The 18,380-nt window shown below is 73.1% G+C and carries 14 protein-coding genes; 1 reads left to right on the forward strand and 13 read right to left on the reverse strand.

Annotation, left to right across the window (positions count from 1 at the left end):
* Positions 1-19: 19 nt before the first annotated feature.
* The 4 genes from AB0G63_RS19855 to AB0G63_RS19870 form a co-directional block, all read right to left on the reverse strand.
* Positions 20-541 carry an O-acetyl-ADP-ribose deacetylase gene (locus tag AB0G63_RS19855; RefSeq protein ID WP_360751710.1) on the reverse strand — a complete coding sequence of 174 codons (522 nt, stop codon included), beginning with the start codon at positions 539-541 and terminating at the stop codon, positions 20-22.
* A complete protein-coding gene (locus AB0G63_RS19860; protein ID WP_360751713.1) occupies positions 538-1,947 on the reverse strand; it encodes an NAD(P)/FAD-dependent oxidoreductase in 1,410 nt (469 codons plus the stop codon). Before AB0G63_RS19860 ends, AB0G63_RS19855 begins: the two co-directional genes overlap by 4 nt.
* Before the next feature lie 104 nt (positions 1,948-2,051).
* Positions 2,052-2,897, reverse strand: a complete 846-nt coding sequence (locus AB0G63_RS19865; protein WP_360751715.1) for an inositol monophosphatase family protein — start codon at positions 2,895-2,897, stop codon at positions 2,052-2,054.
* A gap of 111 nt (positions 2,898-3,008) precedes the next feature.
* The gene (locus tag AB0G63_RS19870) at positions 3,009-4,838 is read right to left on the reverse strand and encodes a gamma-glutamyltransferase (RefSeq protein WP_360751718.1); all 1,830 of its coding nucleotides are present in this window, start codon (positions 4,836-4,838) and stop codon (positions 3,009-3,011) included.
* An 836-nt stretch (positions 4,839-5,674) separates the two neighbouring features.
* On the opposite strand from AB0G63_RS19870, the gene AB0G63_RS19875 reads away from it, so the two are divergent.
* On the forward strand, positions 5,675-6,331 hold the full coding sequence (locus tag AB0G63_RS19875; RefSeq protein WP_360751721.1) for a hypothetical protein: 657 nt from the start codon (positions 5,675-5,677) through the stop codon (positions 6,329-6,331).
* A 58-nt stretch (positions 6,332-6,389) separates the two neighbouring features.
* Here AB0G63_RS19875 and AB0G63_RS19880 read toward each other — a convergent pair whose 3' ends face one another.
* From AB0G63_RS19880 to AB0G63_RS19920, 9 genes are all read right to left on the reverse strand, one after another.
* Entirely contained in the window at positions 6,390-7,916 is a 1,527-nt protein-coding gene (locus tag AB0G63_RS19880) for an NCS1 family nucleobase:cation symporter-1 (RefSeq protein ID WP_360751724.1), read from the reverse strand.
* 121 nt (positions 7,917-8,037) lie between these two features.
* Complete coding sequence (locus tag AB0G63_RS19885) at positions 8,038-9,060, reverse strand: TIGR03842 family LLM class F420-dependent oxidoreductase (RefSeq protein ID WP_360751726.1); 1,023 nt, start codon at positions 9,058-9,060, stop codon at positions 8,038-8,040.
* Between the two features lie 11 nt (positions 9,061-9,071).
* Positions 9,072-10,475: a dihydropyrimidinase gene (gene hydA, locus AB0G63_RS19890; RefSeq protein WP_360751728.1), complete on the reverse strand. Its 1,404-nt coding sequence runs from the start codon at positions 10,473-10,475 to the stop codon at positions 9,072-9,074.
* 31 nt (positions 10,476-10,506) lie between these two features.
* Positions 10,507-11,349, reverse strand: coding sequence for a nitrilase-related carbon-nitrogen hydrolase (locus tag AB0G63_RS19895; RefSeq protein ID WP_360751731.1), 843 nt, complete (start codon positions 11,347-11,349; stop codon positions 10,507-10,509).
* 155 nt (positions 11,350-11,504) lie between these two features.
* Positions 11,505-13,139: a PucR family transcriptional regulator ligand-binding domain-containing protein gene (locus tag AB0G63_RS19900; RefSeq protein ID WP_360751733.1), complete on the reverse strand. Its 1,635-nt coding sequence runs from the start codon at positions 13,137-13,139 to the stop codon at positions 11,505-11,507.
* 219 nt (positions 13,140-13,358) lie between these two features.
* Complete coding sequence (locus tag AB0G63_RS19905; protein WP_360751736.1) at positions 13,359-14,645, reverse strand: aspartate aminotransferase family protein; 1,287 nt, start codon at positions 14,643-14,645, stop codon at positions 13,359-13,361.
* Complete coding sequence (locus AB0G63_RS19910; RefSeq protein ID WP_360751739.1) at positions 14,642-15,484, reverse strand: nitrilase-related carbon-nitrogen hydrolase; 843 nt, start codon at positions 15,482-15,484, stop codon at positions 14,642-14,644. The genes AB0G63_RS19905 and AB0G63_RS19910 overlap by 4 nt, the downstream gene beginning before the upstream one ends.
* Before the next feature lie 199 nt (positions 15,485-15,683).
* Entirely contained in the window at positions 15,684-17,882 is a 2,199-nt protein-coding gene (locus AB0G63_RS19915) for a hypothetical protein (protein ID WP_360751741.1), read from the reverse strand.
* A gap of 133 nt (positions 17,883-18,015) precedes the next feature.
* Complete coding sequence (locus AB0G63_RS19920) at positions 18,016-18,267, reverse strand: helix-turn-helix transcriptional regulator (RefSeq protein WP_360751744.1); 252 nt, start codon at positions 18,265-18,267, stop codon at positions 18,016-18,018.
* Positions 18,268-18,380 lie beyond the last annotated feature (113 nt).

Genomic DNA, 18,380 nt, shown 5'->3' on the forward strand with positions numbered 1-18,380 from the left:
GGCTGCCCCGCAACCACAGTTACGGGACAACTCTTAGGTGCCGGGCGAACGCCTCGTACGCCTGGTCGTCGAAGAGGACGAACCGTATCTCTTCGACGGCCGTCGGCGTGGTGCGTACGGTGTCCAGCGCGATGCGGGCGGCGTCCGGCAGCGGCCAGCGGTAGACGCCGGTGGAGATCGCGGGGAAGGCGACCGTGCGGGCGCCGAGTTCGTCGGCGACGCGCAGGGACTCGCGGTAGCAGGAGGCCAGCAGGTCGGAGCGGTCCTCGGTGGTGCTGTGGACGGGGCCGACGGTGTGGATGACCCAGCGGGCGTCCAGGTTGCCCGCGGTGGTGGCGACCGCCCGGCCGGTGGCCAGGCCCTTGCCGTACTTGGAGGCGCGCAGCCTGCGGCACTCCTCCAGGATCGCGGGGCCACCGCGGCGATGGATGGCGCCGTCCACGCCTCCGCCGCCGAGCAGGGAGGAGTTGGCCGCGTTGACGATCGCGTCGGCGCTGACGCGGCTGATGTCGCCCTGGACGAAGGTGATGGTGGGGGTCATGTCTGCCGCAGTCGCTTCCACACGGCCTTGGCCGCGTTGTGGCCGGACATGCCGTGCACGCCGGGGCCGGGCGGGGTGGCCGACGAGCAGATGAAGACGGCCGGGTGCGGGGTGGTGTAGGGGGACAGGGAGAGTTTCGGCCGCAGCAGGGTCTGCAGTCCGGTGACCGCGCCGGTGGCGATGTCGCCGCCGACGTAGTTGGCGTTGCGGGCGGCCATCTCGGGCGGGCCGGCGGTCGCGCGGGCGAGGACGCGGTCGCGGAAGCCGGGGGCGAAACGCTCCAGCTGGTTCTCGACGGCGTCCGTGAGGTCTCCGGTCCAGCCGCTCGGGACATGGCCGTAGACCCAGAAGACGTGCTTGCCCTCGGGCGCGCGGGTGGGGTCGACGACGCTGGGCTGGACCGTGATCAGGAACGGCCGGTCGGGCGCCCGCCCCTCCCGGGAGGCGGCGCGCAGGGCGGCGCCGATCTCCGCGCTGTCCGCGCCGATCTGCACGGTGCCCGCGAGGCGGGCCTCCTTCGCGGTCCACGGCACCGGGCCGTCCAGCGCGTAATCGATCTTGAAGACGCCGGGGCCGTAGCGGTAGCGGTCGTAGTAGCCGCCGAGGCCCGCGATGCGGGCCAGGGCGGTGGGCGAGGTGTCGAAGACGTACGCGCGGGCGGGCGGCAGGTCGTCGAGGCGCTTGACCTCGTAGTCGGTGTGGATGCTGCCGCCGAGGTCCGCCAGGTGGGCGGCGAGGGCGTCGGAGAGGGACTGGGAGCCGCCGCGGGCCACGGGCCAGCCGCGGGCGTGCGCGGCGAGCGCGAAGACCAGACCGACGGCGCCGGTGGCGAAGCCGCTGAGGGGCGCCATGACGTGGGCGACCAGACCGGCGAACAGGGTCCTGGCCCGCTCGTCGCGGAAGCGTCGGATCAGCCACGTCGACGGGGGCAGACCGGCCAGGCCGAAGCGGGCGAGGGTCAGCGGGTCGCGGGGCAGCGCGGTGAGCGGCAGCGACATGAAGTCGCGGACCAGGGTGTCCCAGCGGGGCAGGAACGGCTCGACCAGCCTGCGGTAGGCCCCCGCGTCCCGCGGGCCGAAGGAGGCGGCCGTCTCGGCGACCGACCGGGACAGCACGGCGGCCGTGCCATCGGGGAACGGGTGCGCCATGGGCAGTTCGGCGTGCAGCCACTGAAGGCCGTACCGCTCCAGGGGCAGGGCGCGGAAGGCCGGCGAGCTGATGCCCAGCGGGTGGGCCGCGGAGCAGGGGTCGTGCCGGAAGCCCGGCAGGGTGAGCTCCTCGGTGCGGGCACCCCCGCCTACGGTTCCGCGGGCCTCGAAAAGGGCGACGGAGAAGCCGCGGCGGGCCAGCTCGACGGCAGCGGTCAGTCCGTTCGGTCCCGCGCCCACCACGACCGCATCGAGCATCGACGGCACCTTCGGACCCCCTCGTCAGCCGATGGCATGTGAGCATCAGGATAGGCGGGAAACCGGCGCCGCCGGCCCGCAGGTCGCCGGCCCCTCCGTCGGTGTCAGGACGAGCCCGCGAGCAGCGCCCTGACCCTGCGGGCGGTGGCCGCGTCGCGGGCCGCGGTGAACGGCAGGGCGTTGCCGCCCGTGATCCGGAACGGCTCCCCGGTGAGGGTCAGGTGCGCGCCGCCCGCCTCCTCCACCAGCAGCAGGCCCGCCGCGTGGTCCCAGGCCGCCTCCCACGAGAAGGCGACCGCGTCCGACTCGCCGCGGGCGAGGGCGAGGTACTCCAGGCCGGCCGAGCCGCAGGGACGGGGCGCGACGCCGTCGGTCCACAGGCCGAGCAGGGCCCGCTTCTGCTCGTCCGTCGTGTAGTCCGGGTGCGAGGTGGCCACGCGCAGGTCGCGGCCCGGGTCGGGCGGACCGGCGTGCAGCCGCTCGCCGTCGAGGAACGCGCCCCGGCCCCTTGCCGCCGTGGCCAGCCGGCCGAGCGCCGGTGCGTACGTCCAGGAGGCGAGCACGGTGCCGCGGTGGGCGAGCGCGACCAGGGTGCAGAAGCCGGGGTCGCCGTGCACGAACTGGCGCGTGCCGTCGACGGGGTCGACGATCCAGACCGGCACGTCGTCCCGTATCGCGTCGTACGACGCCGGGTCGGCGTGCACCGCCTCCTCGCCGACCACGACCGAGCCGGGCAGCAGCTTGCCGAGCTCCTCGGTGAGGTACCGCTCGGCGAGGCGGTCGGCGTCGGTCACCAGGTCGTGCGGGCCGTTCTTCTGGTCGACCTCGTGCGCGGCGAGACGGCGGAAGCGGGGCATGATCTCGGCCGCGGCGGCCGTGCGGACCGCCTCCTCCACGTCGGCCGAGTGGCGGGCGAGAAACTCGTCGATGGTTTCCGTGTCTTCGATCATGGCTCCATGAGAGCACGCGCCACTGACAATCCCCACCCGTCCGGTGCACTTGCGGTGGAATCCGGATGAAATCCGGGATTGCGGGATTACGGAGTTCCGTACCGACGACGGTCAACGGCCCACCGCGTACCCCTGCATCCCCCGCGGGTTCGCCGCCGCCGACAGGACGCCGGTGGCCGGGTCCCGGGCGACCGCGCACAGCCGGCCCTCGGACCACGGGGCGCCCACGGTGACGCGGTGACCGCGCCGGCGCAGCTCCTCGACCACGGCCGGGTCCGTGCGGGACTCCACGGTGACGCTGCCCGGCCGCATGCCGCGCGGGTAGAAGGAACCGGGGAAGCTGTCGTTGTGCCAGTTCGGCGCGTCGATCGCGCCCTGGAGGTCGAGGCCGCCGCGCACCGGGCCGCGCAGGGCGACGGCGAGGAAGAAGTGCAGTTGCCACTGGTCCTGCTGGTCGCCGCCGGGTGTGCCGAAGGCCAGCACCGGCTCGCCGTCGCGCAGGGCGAGGGAGGGCGTGAGGGTGGTGCGGGGCCGCCGGCCGGGCGTCAGTGAGTTCGGCAGGCCCTCCTCCAGCCAGGTCATCTGCAGCCGGGTGCCGAGCGGGAAGCCCAGTTCGGGGACGACGGGGTTGGACTGCAGCCAGCCGCCGCTGGGCGTGGCGGCGACCATGTTGCCCCAGCGGTCGACGACGTCCAGGTGGCAGGTGTCGCCGCGGGTCGCGCCGTCCGCGTCGACCGGGGGCTCTCCGGGCACGGGCGAGGCGGGGACCTTGGCGACGGTGGGCTCACCGGCGCCCATCGGGTCGAAGCCGGGAGCCTCGGCGGCGATCACGTGCGCGTGGGCGCTCAGCCGCGGGGTGCGTCCGCCGGGGCTGCCGGGCCGCAGTTCGTGGGAGGCGGTGTCGCCGATCAGGCGGCGCCGGGCGGTGTTGTAGTCCGCCGACAGCAGGTCGCCGAGCGGCACCTCGGCCGCGTCGCCGTACCAGGCCTCCCGGTCGGCCATGGCGAGTTTGCAGCCCTCGATCAGCAGGTGGACGTAGTCCGCGGAGCCGTACGGCGGCAGTTCGGACGGCAGCAGGGCGAGTTGCTGGAGCAGCGCCGGGCCCTGGCTCCACGGGCCGGCCTTGCACAGGGTCCAGCCGTTCCAGTCGTACGTCGCCGGCGTCTCGTAGCCGGCGGACCAGCCGGCGAGGTCGGCGGCGGTGAGGGTGCCGGTGTGGCGTTCGCCGCTGGTGTCCCTGGTGGGCCGGGCGGCCTGCCGCACCAGGGCCTCGGCGATGAACCCGGTCCGCCACACCTCCCGCGCGGCCTCGATCTGCGCCTGCCGGTCCCCGGCGCCCGCGACCTCGGCGAGCAGCCGCTTCCAGGTGGCGGCCAGCGCGGGGTTGCGCAGCAGTTCGCCGGGGCGGGGCGCCTTGCCACCCGGCAGGTACAGCTCTGCCGAGGAGGTCCACTCCGTCTCGAAGAGTTCCCGTACCGACTCGACGGTCGCGCCGACGTTCTCCACGGGTGCGTGCCCGTGTTCGGCGTACCCGACGGCGTACTTCAGGACGTCGGCCAGGGTCTTGGTGCCGTGGTCGCGCAGCAGCAGCATCCAGGCGTCGAACGCGCCGGGCACGGCGGCGGCGAGCGGCCCGGTGCCGGGGACGAGGTCCAGTCCGAGTCCCCGGTAGTGCGCGATCGTCGCGCCGGCCGGGGCCACGCCCTGCCCGCACAGCACCCGCACCTCGCCGCCGGCCGGGGCGAGCAGGATCGGCACCTCGCCGGCGGGGCCGTTCAGGTGCGGCTCGACGACGTGCAGCACGAACGCGCCCGCCACCGCGGCGTCGAAGGCGTTGCCGCCGTCCTCCAGCACGGCCATCGCGGACTGCGAGGCCAGCCAGTGGGTGGAGGACACCATGCCGAAGGTGCCCTGGAGGGTGGGCCGGGTGGTGAACCGCATCTCTCACCTCACTCGTCGGGTGCCTCGGCCGGGTCCGAAGCGAGCGCTCCCGCACGGAGCATTTCATCCCACGCCCGGGGCCTACGAAGGTTCTGCGATCCCACGGGCTCCGCACGGACCAGCTCCCACCCGCTTGAAGTCCCTTTCGTCCGGCCGCTTGAGGTGCCGTTGATCCCGAGTTCACCGGTGTTGCCTTCCGCCAGGCCGACGCGCGTGGTGTCCCGCCCGCGCTCGCCATCCCACGTGGGCTCAACTCGACCAGGAGTAACGCATGTTGTGGAGGGTCCTCGGCCGCGCGGGTTTCGCTGCGGGCGCCCGCCCGGAACGGCCCCGTCGGCTCCCACCGGGCCGCCCGCCCCCACCGTGACGACGCCCTGCTGTAGGGCGTCGAAGACGCTCTGTTCTGCGGCGGCGGCCATCAGGCCCGGCGACCGTGTCCTCGACGCCGGCTGCGGCGCCGGGGCCGCCACCCGCGTCGCCGCCCGGCAGGCCCAGCAGGCCCAGCAGGCCCAGCAGGCCCGGCAGGCCCGGCGCGGGCAGGCGGTCGGCGTGGACGTCTCGGGGTCCGTGCGCCGGACCGCGCCGTCTCCTCCCGTGTCCGCGTGGCCCCGGATGACTCCCGCCCCGTACGAGTCACGGCGCCATGTCGCCCCGCGCGGCACGCCGTGGCTCGTCACCGCGAACCGGGCGCGCCGGGCGCCCGCCCGGGCTACGCGTCGGTAACCGGCCGTGTACGGAGCGAGTTGGCACTTCCGTCTCGGAGGTACTCGTGTGAAACTACGCCCGTCCGCAGTGCGGACTGCTCCGCACACCGTCCCCCACCGAGAAGTGTGCCCGTGCGTGATCTTCCTCTGCCGCTCGCGCTGGCCGCGCGCCTGACCCCGGTCGTCGTGCTCGCCACGGCGGGCTGGGCGCTGTCGTCCGGTTCCGCGACGCCGGCCGCCCAGCACAAGGACGCGCCGCAGACCGGCACCAAGTCGGCCTCGGCGCCGTCGTCCACGGCCGTCGCGAAGACGTACACCGCCGCTCCCGCGCCGTGCGGTGCCGTGGCGACGAAGACGGTCAAGTCGCTGGTTCCGGGGGCGAAGACGGCCGGGAAGGAGATCCGGTCGACGGACCAGACACTGCGCCGCACCTGCTCCTGGAACGCCCTGAAGGGCTACGACTACCGCTGGCTCGACGTCTCCTTCGAGATCATGGACTCGGACCAGGAGGCGCAGAACGCGTACCAGGCCCGGATCACGGAGAAGAGCGGCGGCGGGGACGTCCCAGGACTCGGCGACGCGGGCTACTCCGTGGTGAACCTCACCACGGAGGACAAGCAGCAGACCCGTGAGGGCGAGGTGGTGGCCCGGGTGGCGAACGCGCTCGTGGTCGTCACCTACAACGGCAGCGACTTCGAGACCAAGAAGGCGCCCGGCACGGACGAGATCAACAAGGGCGCCATCAAGGCGGCGAAGGACGCGGTGGCGGCGCTGGAGGGCAGCCGGTAGCGCGGACCGGGGAGGGCAGTCGGCGGGAACCCCGGCCGGCCGCCCTCCCCCGCCCGGTTCAGGCCTCCAGCCGCTGCCTGCCGCGCGGCAGCATCAGGGCCACGTAGAGCACCATCGACGTGCCCAGGCCCACCGCCCAGCCGTAGTCGGCGAGCGGTTCGAGGGCCGGGATGGGCCGTCCGTCGATCAGCGGCTTGAAGCTGGCGCCGCCGATTGCCAGGACACCTCCGACGGCGAAGGCGGCGACGGCCCGCCAGTTCCAGCCGCCGTCGTACCAGTAGCGGCCGCCCGTGCGGTACAGGTCGACCAGGTCGAGCTTGCCGCGGCGCAGGATCCAGTAGTCGGCGATCAGGATGCCGGCGACCGTGCCGAGCAGCCCGCCGACCAGGCCGAGCCAGGTGAAGATGTAGCCCTGCGGATCGGAGTACAGCTTCCACGGGAAGATCAGCACCCCGAGGACGCAGGTGGCCAGCGCGCCGACCCGGAAACTGATCTTCCGCGGGGCGATGTTGGAGAAGTCGAAGGCCGGGGAGACCAGGTTGGCCGCGATGTTCACGGACAGGGTGGCCACCAGCACGGTCACCAGCGCGAACAGCAGGCCGGCCACGTTGTCGGTCTTGGCGGCCAGCTGTACCGGATCCCAGACCGTCTCGCCGTACACCGCCTGCGAGCCGGAGGTGACCAGCACCGACAGCAGCGCGAAGAGGGTCATGGTGGTCGGCAGGCCGAGCGCCTGGCCCCAGGTCTGCGCCTTCTGGCTCTTGCCGTAGCGGGTGAAGTCGGGGATGTTCAGCGACAGCGTGGACCAGAAGCCGATCATGCCCATGAGGGAGGGCCAGAACAGCTTCCAGAAGTCGCCGCCCCAGCCGAGTTTGGAGGGCTGGTCGAGCAGCGGACCGAAGCCGCCGGCCTTGTTGCTCATCCAGATCAGCATCACGAACGCGCCGACGAGCACGAAGGGCGCCGCCCAGTTCTCGAAGCGGCGGATGGTCTCCATGCCGCGGTAGATGATGGCGATCTGCAGCACCCAGAAGAGCGCGAACGACAGCCACATGGTCCAGGCGTAGCCGCCGACGTGCGAGGCGTTCGCCCAGCTGTCGCCGATCAGCTTGCCGGCCAGGAAGTAGATCGCCTCGCCGCCGATCCAGGTCTGGATGCCGAACCAGCCGCACGCCACCAACGCCCGTACGACGGCGGGCAGGTTGGCGCCGCGCACGCCGAAGGAGGCGCGGGCGAACACCGGGAAGGGAATGCCGTACTTCGGTCCCGCGTGCCCGGTGAGCAGCATCGGGACGAGCACGATCACGTTGGCCAGGGCGATGGTGAACACCGCCTGCTTCCAGTCCATGCCGACGGCGATCAGACCGGAGGCCAGGGTCCAGGAGGCGGTGTTGTGGGCCATGCCGACCCACAGCGCGGAGAAGTTGTACGTGGTCCACGTGCGCTTCTCGACGGGGACCGGCAGCAGGTCGTCGTTGGCGTAGGGGCCGGTGGGCAGCGGGGATCCCGGGGCGATCTCCACGCGTCCGTCGGGGCGGGTGACCTGGGCGGTCGGCGGTATGGCCGGGGGAGCGGTTTCGGTCATGGGCAGGCCAATCAAACGAGGGGCGGTTCCGGAAAGGCCAGTGCGGGCTCCGGCCCCTCCCCGGCACACGCCGGGGAGGGGTGAACGGGAGTGGGGGGACGGGACAACCCGGCTGCTTGGGTCAGGAGTTGACCGCGGGGATGACCTTCTGGCCGTACGCGTCGATCACGGCCTCCTGCGCGTCGTGCATGTCGTACACGGCGAACTGGTCGACGCCCAGTTCCCGCAGTGCGTTCAGTTTCTCGATGTGCCGCTCGACCGGGCCGATGAGGCAGAAACGGTCGACGATCTCGTCGGGCACGAACGCGGTGTCCGGGTTGTCGGCACGCCCGTGGTGCGAGTAGTCGTACCCCTCGCGGGCCTTGATGTAGTCGGTGAGTTCCTCGGGGACCTGGGCGGAGTGCGCGCCGTACTTGGCGACGAGGTCGGCGACGTGGTTGCCGACCATGCCGCCGAACCAGCGGCACTGCTCGCGGGCGTGGGCGAGCGCCTCGGGCGAGTCGTCCTCGGTGACGTACGCCGGGGCGGCGACGCAGATCGTCACCTCGGACGGGTCGCGGCCGGCCGCGGCGGCCGCGTCCTTGACCGCCTTGACCATGTACTCGGTGAGGTAGAGGTCGGCGAGCTGGAGGATGAACCCGTCGGCCTCCTCGCCGGTCATCTTCAGCGCCTTGGGCCCGTACGCGGCCATCCAGACGGGCAGTTCGGCGCCGGGCCTGATCCACGGGAACCTGACGACGGTGCCGCCGCCGAGGTCGGCCTCCTCGCCGCGGCCCAGCGCCCGGATGACCTTCATGGCCTCGCTGATGCGGGCCAGGGTGTTGGGTTTGCGGCCCGCCACGCGCATCGCGGAGTCGCCGCGGCCGATGCCGCAGACGGTGCGGTTGCCGAACATGTCGTTGAGGGTGGCGAAGGTGGAGGCGGTGACCTCCCAGGTGCGGGTGCCCGGGTTGGTCACCATCGGGCCGACCTTCAGCCGCTCGGTGTGGGCGAGGATCTGGCTGTAGATCACGAACGGTTCCTGCCACAGCACGGCCGAGTCGAAGGTCCAGCCGTGGGTGAAGCCGTTGCGCTCGGCGCGCTTCATCAGCTCGACGACCTTCGTGGCCGGCGGATCGGTCTGCAGGACGAGTCCGAAGTCCATGGGCGCCACTCCTAGTTGAGGTACTGACAGGTGGAGCGCGGGGTGTAGACGCCGTGCCCGGCGTGTCCGGTGTACTCCCGCTCGGTGATGACGGGTTCGCCGCGCGAGAGGACCGTCTCGACCCGGCCGGTGGTGCGCTTGCCCTCGTACGCCGAGTAGTCGACGTTCATGTGGTGCGTGTCCGCGGACATCACCTGCTCGGCGTGCGGGTCGTAGATGACGACGTCGGCGTCGGCGCCGGGGGCGATGGTGCCCTTCTTGGGGTACAGGCCGAACATGCGGGCCGGGGTGGCGCAGGCGATCTCGATCCAGCGGCGGCGCGAGATGTGCCCGTCGACGACGGCCTGGTGGAGCAGGTCCATGCGGTTCTCCACGCCGGGCAGCCCGTTGGGGATCTTGGAGAAGTCGCCCCGGCCCAGTTCCTTCTGGCCGGTGAAGCAGAACGGGCAGTGGTCGGTGGAGACGACCTGGAGGTCGTTGGTGCGCAGGCCGTTCCACAGCCGGGCCTGGTGCTCCTTGGGGCGCAGGGGCGTGGAGCAGACGTACTTCGCGCCCTCGAAGCCGGGTTCGGCGAGGTTGTCGGTGGACAGGAAGAGGTACTGCGGGCAGGTCTCGCCGAACACGTTCAGGCCCTCGTCGCGGGCCCTGGCCAGCTCCGCGACGGCTTCCGCGGCCGAGACGTGCACGACGTACAGGGGGGCTCCGGCGACCTGCGCGAGCTTGATGGCGCGGTGGGTGGCCTCCGCCTCAAGGAGGGCCTTGCGGACCTCGCCGTGGTAGCGGGGGTCGGTCTCGCCGCGGGCCAGGGCCTGCTCGACGAGCACGTCGATGGCGATGCCGTTCTCGGCGTGCATCATGATCAGGCCGCCGTTGTCGGCGGAGCGCTGCATGGCACGCAGGATCTGGCCGTCATCGCTGTAGAAGACGCCCGGGTAGGCCATGAACTGCTTGAAGGAGGTGACGCCCTCCTCCACCAGCAGGTCCATCTCCTTCAGCGTCTCCTGGTTCACGTCGGAGACGATCATGTGGAAGCCGTAGTCGATCGCGCAGTTGCCCTCGGCCTTGGCATGCCAGGCGTCCAGGCCCTCTCGCAGGGAGTGTCCGACGCTCTGCACGGCGAAGTCCACGATCGTCGTCGTGCCGCCCCAGGCGGCCGCCCGGGTGCCGGTCTCGAAGGTGTCGGAGGCGAAGGTGCCGCCGAACGGCAGCTCCATGTGGGTGTGGACGTCGACGCCGCCCGGGATGACGTACTTGCCGGAGGCGTCGATGGTGCGGTCGGCCGTCCAGGCCTCGGCGGCCGGGGTGCCGGAGGCGGCGAGGGCGGCGATACGGCCGTCCTCGATCAGGACGTCGGCGTGGATCTCGTCGGACGCGGTGACGACGAGGCCACCGCGGATGACGGTACGGCTGCTCATGGTCCCTCTCCTGCCAGGGTGAACGGTTCGGTCAGGGTGCGGTCAGCGGGGCGTACGCGTCGGGGCGGCGGTCCCGGAAGAACTGCCAGCGGTCGCGCACCTCGCGCAGCTTGGCCAGGTCCAGGTCGCGGACGACGAGTTCGGTCTCCTTCTCGCTCGCCACCTCGCCGACGAACTGGGCCTCCGGGTCCACGAAGTACGAGGTGCCGTAGAAGTCGTTGTCGCCGTACTGCTCCACGCCGACCCGGTTGATCGCGCCGACGAAGTACTCGTTGGCGACGGCCGCGGCCGGCTGCTCCAGCTGCCACAGGTAGCGGGACAGTCCCCGCGAGGTGGCCGACGGGTTGAAGACGATCTCGGCGCCGGCCAGGCCCAGCGCCCGCCAGCCCTCCGGGAAGTGCCGGTCGTAGCAGATGTAGACGCCGATCCGGCCGACGGCGGTGTCGAAGACCGGCCAGCCCGCGTTGCCGGGACGGAAGTAGAACTTCTCCCAGAAGCCGGGCACCTGCGGAATGTGGTGCTTGCGGTACTTGCCGAGGAAGGTGCCGTCGGCGTCGATCACGGCGGCCGTGTTGTACAGGACGCCCGGCTGCTCCTCCTCGTACATCGGCAGCACGAGGACCAGGCCCAACTCCCGGGCGAGCGCCTGGAAGCGCTTGACGATCGGGCCGTCGGGGATGCGCTCGGCGTACTCGTAGAACGCCTTGTCCTGGACCTGGCAGAAGTAGGGACCGTAGAACAGTTCCTGGAAGCAGAGGACTTGGGCGCCCTGCGCGGCCGCGTCCCGCGCGGCCTGCTCGTGCACCTGGATCATCGACTCCTTGTCGCCCGTCCACGCGGTCTGGAAGAGGGCGGCGCGGATCACTTGGCTCATCGGGACCTCCGGTCGCTCGGTGTGCGAGAAGGCTAGGAAGTCCGGGGGCGGGCTTTGAGGTGCACCGTGTCACGTCTGCGGCCCCGCGGCGTGCCACGTTGTCACCTTGTCGCGGGCCCATGTTTCACCGCCGTTTTCCCTGGTCATCATGTGTTTCAGCCCTGTTGCGCGTCGTGTGCGAGGAGCGCGATGTGCACGGAGGCGGCCTGTTCGAAGTCGTCGAGGTCCACGCCGAGGCGGCTTTGGATGGCTTCCAGGCGCCGGTAGAGCGCGGGCCGGGAGACGTGGTGGAGCTGGGCGGTGCGGGACTTGTTGCGGCCGGTGGCGAGGTAGGTGCGCAGCACGGACAGCAGGGCCGCCGTCTCCTCGTCCGGCCCGCGCAGCAGCCCGTCCAGCTCGCGTTCCGCGAAGGACTGCACGTGCGGGTCGTCGCGCAGCAGCCGGATCAGGCCGCGCAGGTGCACGTCCCTCAGCCGGACGACGGCCGGCAGGTCCAGGGCGGCCGCGGAGTCGGCGACGGCGTCCGCGACGTGCTGGGCCTCGCGCAGCCCGGCGGGCACGTCGTCCCAGTCGGTGCGCGGGTCGGCCGCGGCGACCACCGTCCCCGGCGTCCCCGACTCGGTGCGCAGCCGCGCCGCGAAGTGCGCGGTGAGCGCCTGCGCGTCCTGGTCGCGGGCCAGGCTGAGCAGCACGGCGACGGCGCCGTCGGCGAGTTCGGCGACCAGTCCGGACAGGCCGAGCATGCGCAGCACGCGGTCGAGCCGGGCGGGGTCCTTGTCCCGCACGACCAGCGGCACGAAGGTGCGCCGGTTGACCGGCAGCCCCGCCGCACGCGCGCGCGGCAGCAGTTGCCTCGCCGGTACGACCCCGCTGACCAGGTCGGTCAGCAGGCTCTGCGCGGACTGCTCCTCCCAGCTGCAGCCCGTGTTGGAGCCGAGCATGCGGTGCAGGACGAGGGCCTCGGCGGCCCGGTCGGCGAGCAGCCGCCCGGTGGCGGTGTCGCCGCGGTAGCCGCACAGCACGATGCGGCCCCACCGCTCGCCGCGTCCGCCGAGTTCGGCGCGGATCCAGCCGTCGCCCTCGCTGCCTCCCCCAGTGCCTGAACGGCCTGGGTGGTGCCCCCATGCCTGCCGGGAGATCCGCTCCCAGTCGCGCAGCACGTCGTCGACGGCCGGCCGCTCCCCCGCCGTGGCGAGGACCCGGTGGGCGAGGTTGGTGAGGACGACGGGGCAGGCGCTGTGCTGGGCGACCTCGTCGAGCAGGCGTTGCAGGGGCGCGCCGGCGGTGATGAGGCCGGTGAGGGCCGTGCGCACCGACTCCGAGAGGCTGACCGCGGCGAACTTCCGCCGCACCAGCCGGGACTGCACCTCCTCCGTCAGTTCCGCGAAGGGGAAGGGCCGGTGCAGGACTATCAGCGGCAGCCCGCACCGTTCGGCGGCCCGCCGCATGACGTCCGGCGGGGCGGGGAACGCCCGGCCCAGGCCCAGGACGACGGCGGCGGCTTCCGCGTGGTGCAGCGAGCGGATGTACTCGGCCTGCTTCTCCTCGTCGCCGGCGAGCAGCACGCCGGTGGTCAGGACCATCTCGCCGCCGCTGAGCATCACGCCCACGTCGGCCGCCTCGGCGACGTGCACCCAGCGTACCGGCCGGTCGAGCCGGGCGGCGCCGGCCACCACCTCGGGCTCGCCGGCGAGCACCCGTTCCAGCGCCAGCACCTGGCGGACCGACAGGGCCGGTTCCGGGTGTTCCGGCTGTTCCGGGCACTCCGGGGATCCGAAGGTGGTGGTCATGGCGGTGTTCCCCTTTTCTGCGGCTCGGTTCGCCTCGGGGCTCCGGGGCCCCGCGGCGGGAGGGCGACCGGGCTCAGCCCAGCGGGCCTCCGCGCGCTCGCCCTCTCGCCGCCGTCGTGCCCCTTCGGCTCACTCGCCCTTGCACTGCTTGTCTGCCGTCTGCCGTCTGCCGTCTGCTGCCTGCTGCCTGCTGCCTGCCGTGCCGTCTGCCGTCTGCTGCTACCGGATGCTCCGCAGAGCGCTTTCGAGGATCGCGGCGCCCTCCTCGGCCTCCGCGGCCGTGAGGGACAGCGGCGGGGCGATGCGCAGGGCGCTGATGTTGTGACCGCCGCCCTTGCCGATGAGCAGTCCGTCGGCGCGGGCCTGCTCGAGCACGGCGGCCGCCGCGTCGAAGTCGGCCTCGTCCGTGCCGGGCCGGACCAGCTCGACGCCGATCATCAGGCCGCGTCCACGCACCTCCCGGACGTGCGGGAGCTGCGCGGCGACGGCCCGCAGCCGCTCGATGAGCAGCCCGCCGACGCGCCGGGCGTTGCCCTGCAGGTCGTGTTCCAGCAGGTACGCGAGGTTGGCGAGGCCCGCGGCCATGGTGATCTGGGTGCCGCCGAAGGTGGAGATGCTGTTGGCGTCGAGGCAGTTCATGATCTCGGCGCGGGCGACGACGCCGCCGATGGACATGCCGTTGCCGATGCCCTTGGCGAAGGTGAGGATGTCCGGCGGGCCGTGCTGCCCGTGTGCCTGCCAGCCCCAGAAGTGGTCGCCGGTGCGGCCCCAGCCGGTCTGCACCTCGTCGGCGATCCACAGCACGCCGCGCTCGGCGAGCACCTGGCGGAAGGCCGCGTACAGGCCGTCGGGCGGTGAGGTGAAGCCGCCTACGCCCTGCACGGGCTCGGCGATCAGGGCGGCGGGCGGCCGGGTGTGGCCGAGCAGGTCCTGGAGGTCGTCGACGCAGGCGGCGATGAACTCGTCGTCGCCGAGGGAGGCGTACGGGCCCCGGGTGCGCACGCCGCCGTGCACGTACAGGGTCTGCAGCGGGGACAGCGAGGTCGGGGACCAGCCGCGGTTGCCGGTGATGCCGACCGCGCTGAAGGAGCGGCCGTGGTAGCTGTTGCGCATCGCCAGGATCACGTTGCTGCGCCGGTACGTCGTCGCCAGCAGCAGGGCGGTGTCGTTGGCCTCGGTGCCGGAGGTGGTGAAGAAGACCCGGGCGTCCGGGATGCCGCTCAACCGGGCGATGCGCTCGGCGAGTTCGACCATCGGCCGGTTGAGGTACAGGGTCGAGGAGTGGATGATCCGGCCGGCTTGCTCGCTGACCGCCTTGGTGACCTCGGGCAGCGCGTGCGCGGTCATGGTGGTGAGGATGCCGCCGAAGAAGTCGAGGTACCTGTTGCCGTCGGCGTCCCAGACGTGGCGGCCCTCGCCGTGGGTGATCTCGATCGGCCGGCCGTAGTAGAGGGCGAGCCAGTCGGGCAGGACGGCCCGGTGGCGGCCCAGCAGTTCCTCGCTCACGGGCGCACCAGCCCTTCGTACGCGTCGGGCCGTCGGTCTCGGTAGAACGCCCACTGCTGCCGCACTTCCTCGATCAGGTCGAAGTCGAGGTCGCGGACGAGGAGTTCCTCCTTGGAGTCACTGGCCACGTCGCCGACGAACTGGCCGCGCGGGTCGACGAAGTACGAGGTGCCGTAGAAGTCGTTGTCGCCGTACTCCTCCACGCCGACCCGGTTGATCGCGGCGACGAAGTACTCGTTGGCGACGGCCGCGGCGGGCTGTTCCAGGCGCCAGAGGTGGCTGGACAGCCCGCGGTGGGTGGCCGACGGGTTGTAGACCAGCTGGGCGCCGTTGAGGCCGAGTTGCCGCCAGCCCTCCGGGAAGTGGCGGTCGTAGCAGATGTAGACGCCGACCTTGCCGACGGCGGTGTCGAAGACGGGCCAGCCCACGTTCCCGGGTTTGAAGTAGTACTTCTCCCAGAAGCCCTTGACCTGCGGGATGTGATGCTTGCGGTACTTGCCGAGGACGGTGCCGTCGGCGTCGATCACGGCGGCGGTGTTGTAGTAGAAGCCGGACTGCTCGACCTCGAACACCGGCACCACGATCACCATGCCGGTCTCCCGGGCGAGCTCCCGCATACGGCGCACGGTCGGGCCGTCGGGCACGGGCTCGGCCCAGCGGTAGTGCTCGGGCTCCTGGACCTGACAGAAGTAGGGGGCGTTGAAGACTTCCTGGAATCCGATGATCTTCGCGCCCCGGCGGGCCGCCTCACGGGCGTGCTCCTCGTGCTTCGCCACCATGGACTCGGTGTCGCCGATCCAGGTGGCCTGGACCAGAGCGGCGCGTACGACGTTGGCCATGAGCTGCTCCTTCGACGGGACGCAGAGCCTCTACGCCCGTAGACGCAGGTCGTAGAGGGATGAACGTAAGCCTCCGGGACGGCCTTGCCAAGACCATCGTCGTCAACCCGCGGAGTCGATCACGTTTCGCACTCCGGTGGGTGAGTGGAGTGGCCGGTGCGGAGGGTGGGGGGACGGCGGGAGGACGGTGGGCGGGGTGTCAGGCGGCGAGACCGGCCACCCGGAAGGCATGGACCAGGTCCCAGCGTCGCTCGTCGGACACGCCCTGCGCGGCCTGGAGCAGCAGCGGGGCGAGGGTCGGCGGGTCGGGCTCGACGCTGCGGACCGCCTCCTCGGGTGTGCGGACGCGGACGTACGCGTCCAGCAGCGCGCGCACCTCGCGGCGGCGCCCCTCGGCCACGAGGCCCAGCACGGCCTCGCCGATCTCGGTGGCGGGCCGCACGACGCCCTGGCGCAGGATCTGCTCCCCGTCGGCGGGCCGGCCGGCCGCGACCAGCGCGTCGGCCGCGGCGACCAGCCGGTCGGCGGGCAGCGACGCGGCCTCCCACAGCAGCGTCGCCCAGTCGGCGCCGAGCCCGGCGCGCCGCAGCTCGGCGGCGAGCAGCGGGAAGCGGGCGGGGGGCCAGTAGGCCGCCTCGAAGAGCAGCATGTGCGCCTCCCCGCTGCGGCCCTCGGCGTGCAGCCGCAGCAGCGACTCGACGGCGGCCGCGACCTCCCGCGCCGCTTCGGCGTCCACCGGCTCGGGCTGGGGCTGCGGCGCCCGCGCTCCCCGCGCCCCCTGGTCCGCCTCGGCCGCTCCGGCGAACCGGGCGCCGCGCGGCGTACGGGCGCCCGCGGCGTCGGGCGCGGACGGGGCCGGCACGGTGGCCGGCGGCACGGTCACCGGAGCGGCGTCCTCGTCCGCCATCCCGGCGAACCGGGCGCTGCCCCGGCGCCGCTTGCGCGCCTTGACGCCGTCGCCCGACGGCTGTCGCGGCGGGGCCGTCGCGGCGGACGCCGCGCCAGGGGACCGCGGGCCCGCACCGGCGTCCCCGTCCCCGGGTGCGCCTGCTGCTCCGGCTCGTCCGGCTCCTCCGGGCGCGTCGGCTGCTCCGGCTGCTCCGGCTCCTCCGGGTGCGTCGGCTGCTCCGGCTCCTCCGGCTCCTCCAGTCGCTTCGGCGGCTCGGGATGCTCCGGCTGCTCCGGTCGCTTCGGCCGGCCACGCCTCGGGGGAGCCGAGCCGCCCGGGGAACGCCTCCGCGTCCGCCCGGTCGGGCCCCGGGAAGCGCGGTACGGCGCCACCGCTCCCCGCCCGGACGTCCCGCCGCTGCGGTACGCCGCTGAGGCCACCGCCGGAGGCGCCGGGGTCGGCGGGAACGCCCGTCTCCACCTGGGCCTCGATCCGGAAGACGGGCCGCGCCGAGGGGTGGACGCCGGTGCGCTTCAGGGGCCGGGCGTCGGCGCGTCTCGGGGATGGCGCGTCGGCTCGCTCCGGGTACCGGGCCTCCGCATGTCTCGGGGGTTGGCCGTCGGCACGCTCGGTGCGCTGGAGGTCGGTGCGGAAGGCGATGCCCTCGCCGGACCCCGACACGGTGCCGAAGGCGACGCCCTCCGCAGGCCCGGCGTCGGCCCACAGCGCGGCACCCTCCACCGGCCCCGCCCCCACCCCGAAGCCGGCCCCGGACGCGGCACCCTCCATGGACCGGGCGTCCGCATGGCGCGCGGCACCGCCTGCCGAGCCGGCACCGGCACCGGCACCGGCACCGGCATGGAAGGCGGCGGCTCCCTGGACCGGCGCCGGGCCGGGTCCGAACACGGTGCCGCCCGTCGCGGTCCCGGCGTCGCCCCGCCCCCCGCCGTCAGCCGCCGTCCGTGCGGTCGCCCCGGGCGGACCGGTGCGGGCGTAGGTGGCTCGGTGGGTCATGGCGTCCATACGGCCGCGGAGTTCGGCGCAGCGGGCGGTGGCTCGTTCGTGGTCGTCGCGGGCCCAGGCGAGCTCGATGCGCAGCGCGTCGGCCTCCTCGCGGCCGACGGCGGAGGCGAGCGCGCGGCCCAGTTCCGCCAGGCGTTCGGCGGCGTAGCGCTGCTCGCGGAGCATGACGTCGAGCCGGTCGCCGAGGGCGTCCCGGCCGCCGGGCCGGGCGTCGTACGCGGCGACCGCGGCGGCGTGCAGGGCGCGGGCGTGCTCCCGCTCGCGGGCCACCGGCCCCGGCCCGGCCGCCGCGGCGAGATCCTGCAGCAGCGCCTCCACCAGGTCCCAGGGCGGCATCTCGCGTCCGTCCCGGCACGCCCGCATCCCGTCCGGGTCGCGCTGCCAGAACACCGCGCACCAGCCGCCGCCCTGGTCCAGGCGCCCCAGCAGGCCGTTCAGGTAGTTCGCGAACTCCCGTACCCTGCCGGGGAGTCGATCCACAGCCATCGCCCAACTCCCGCCAGACCGGAATACTCCGGCCCGTAGCCAACACCCGCCGTGTTACGGCGGCGCTACAGAGAGTTTTCGGGCTCGACGCGGAGTACGCCGATCCTGCCGGAACGTGACGTGCGACCGCCGTTCACAGCGGGACCGGCGCGCACCGTCCGGCCAGGTCGTCCATCGACATTCCGAGGGCACCGGCGAGCGCGGCGACCGTGAAGAAGGCCGGCGTCGGGGCGCGGCCCGTCTCGATCTTGCGGAGGGTCTCGGCGGAGATGCCCGCCTCGGCCGCGACGTCCGTCATGCTCCGCCCGCCGCGGGCCTCGCGCAGCAGCCTGCCGAGCCGCTCGCCGCGCTCGCGCTCTTCGGGGGTGAGAGGGGTGCGCACCATGACGTCATAGTAATACCGGTATAGTAATTGGAACGATGCTGCGGCCCAGGTCCGGCTGGGCGGGGCTGGGCGGGGCTGGGCGGGGCTGGGTGGCGCCGGGCAGCGACTCAGGG

The organism is Streptomyces sp. NPDC020996, assembly GCF_040641355.1.
Lineage (GTDB): Bacteria > Actinomycetota > Actinomycetes > Streptomycetales > Streptomycetaceae > Streptomyces.